Here is a 2,219-nt window from a genome sequence, read left to right as displayed (position 1 = left end):
AAAGTATTACTTTGTCTGATTTTTAAACTGTCCTCACCTTTGTTTCGACTGCTATATTCCAGAACAGATTTTTGATGCACACCTTTATTTAAAGTTCTTTTTTATCGAATCTTCCTTCTTGAGTTATAGAAAGGGGAATAGTTATATCAAGTCTCATTAAGAACGCCATAATAAAAATCTTTTCTCCGATAAATTTTTCCCTGTTCCCTGTTCCCTGTTCCCTGTTCCCTGTTCCCTAAATTTTTTATTGTGGGTATTCAAAGAAACATGATGTTAGGGAATATTTCCAGGAATCAAAAGCGATAATGTATAGGAATTCAAATTAATGAATCAAACTAAAATTACAGTAAGTCATTTAAGAGTCCATTATCGTACCGTTGAAGCGTTACGAGACATTACCCTACAGGTACAAGCAGGAAAATTAACTGGTATTATTGGACCAAATGGTGCGGGTAAAAGTACCCTTTTGAAAGGAATGTTAGGGTTAATTCCTGTAAGTGAGGGTTCTGTTATCTATAATGACAAATCTCTTTCAGAGCAGTTAAAAGTAATTGCTTATGTACCTCAGCGGTCGCAAATTGATTGGACTTATCCGGCCACTGTCTGGGATGTGGTGATGATGGGGCGGATAGTAAAAACAGGTTGGTTTCGTCGCTTTTCTACGGTGAGTCGGCAGATAGGGATGGAGGCATTGGCCAGGGTGGGGATGGATGGTTATCGCGATCGCCCCATTGGTCAACTTTCTGGTGGCCAGCAGCAACGAGTATTTTTAGCACGGTCATTAGCTCAAGAAGCTGATATTTTTTGTTTTGATGAACCATTTGTTGGGGTTGACCAGAAAACCGAAAATATTATTTTTGGGATTTTTCACGAATTAGCAAATGCTGGAAAAATTGTCATAGTTGTTAATCATGATTTAGGGGAATCTATTACTAATTTTGATGATTTGATTCTGTTAAATAAAGAGTTAATTGCTGTTGGCGATCGGCAGGTTGTATTGCAGGAAGAAAATTTATATCGTGCTTATGGAGGTAAAGTTGTTTTCTTTTCAGAACCTTTAGCAAAAATTGCTTAACTAGCTATTAGCTATCAGCTATCAGCCTAAAAATTTGTGCTTATGTAATAGACATCTCCAATAATAAAAAATAAAATCAATTATCCCATAGAAATTATCAATTATTTCTCCCTACTCCCTCTTTTGGAGGAGACATCTAATGGTATCTGAGAAGCTTGGGTTTAAATTCTCGACTTCTATAAGTTGTTTAATATGTATAATACCAATTTCCATCTATTATTGCTATACTTGAACAGTACTTCAGTTATTAACTAATTAGCATAAGTAAAATTACTTTTTTACTAATTTCAGCTCAGTTAATGTTAATTATTCTTTTGTTTGCTTCTCCCCAACTCCCCAACTCCCCTGCTCAACCAAGTGTAGAAAAGTTTTTGATAAATGGTATAATTAATGCAGCAGTTTCCGAAGTTATGAGGTACAGTTGTTTTTATTCTTTTCTGTTCCCTGTTCCCTGTTCCCTGTTCCCTGTTCCCTATTCCCTATTCCCTATTCCCTAGCGTGTAGCGATATAAAATTGAATGTTAATCAATATCGATCGAACTCATCCACAACTCCTAGAAGGTTTAGATATTTGGTTACGCCTAGGCTTAATTTCCGATGATGAAGTTAGAAAACTATGCCAAAAATATTTAAGTTCTCCACTACCACAACCACAAGTTATCGAAACTAAACCCACATTAGTAACTAATATCCAAACAACTCAAAAAGAAATAGATTTACGACCTACTACCTCTAATACTTCCACCAAAAAATCTTCTAATTTAATCGCTCAATTATTACAGTCATTGATGGCAGAAATCAGCCTCCGATGGCTACTTTTTTTAGGTTTATTTATGGTGGTAGTATCTTCTGGATTACTTGCCGCTAGTCAATGGGAAAAATTTCCACCCACCGGACAATATTTAGTACTTTTGGCATATACATTATGCTTTTGGGGAGCGACATTTTGGACTAGAAAAATAGGTGGTTTGCGGTTAACTTCTGAGACATTACGATTGGTGACATTACTATTAGTACCTGTAAATTTTTGGGCAATAGATGGTTTAGGTTTGTGGGGCAATATTGGGGAATGGTTAATAGTAGCGATCGCTTCTCTGTTGCTAACTAGTATAATCATTTACTTTGTTGAAGAAGGAAGAAGGAA

1 protein-coding gene and 1 pseudogene are annotated in these 2,219 nt (G+C 35.9%); both read left to right on the top strand.

Annotated elements, in window-relative coordinates; all coding sequences use genetic code 11:
- Positions 1-325 precede the first annotated feature (325 nt).
- Complete coding sequence (locus AC3DU7_RS21160; protein WP_488041278.1) at positions 326-1,075, top strand: metal ABC transporter ATP-binding protein; 750 nt, start codon at positions 326-328, stop codon at positions 1,073-1,075.
- A gap of 518 nt (positions 1,076-1,593) precedes the next feature.
- Positions 1,594-2,219 (top strand): annotated as a pseudogene (locus AC3DU7_RS21155) (hypothetical protein); the annotation flags it as partial.

Source organism: Okeania sp. (genome assembly GCF_983059655.1).
This window is presented reverse-complemented; position numbering and strand designations above follow the sequence as displayed.

Coding starts and splice junctions, on each gene's coding strand:
- AC3DU7_RS21160 (WP_488041278.1), top strand. CDS start 326: ATGAATCAAACTAAAATTACAGTAAGTCATTTAAGAGTCCATTATCGT.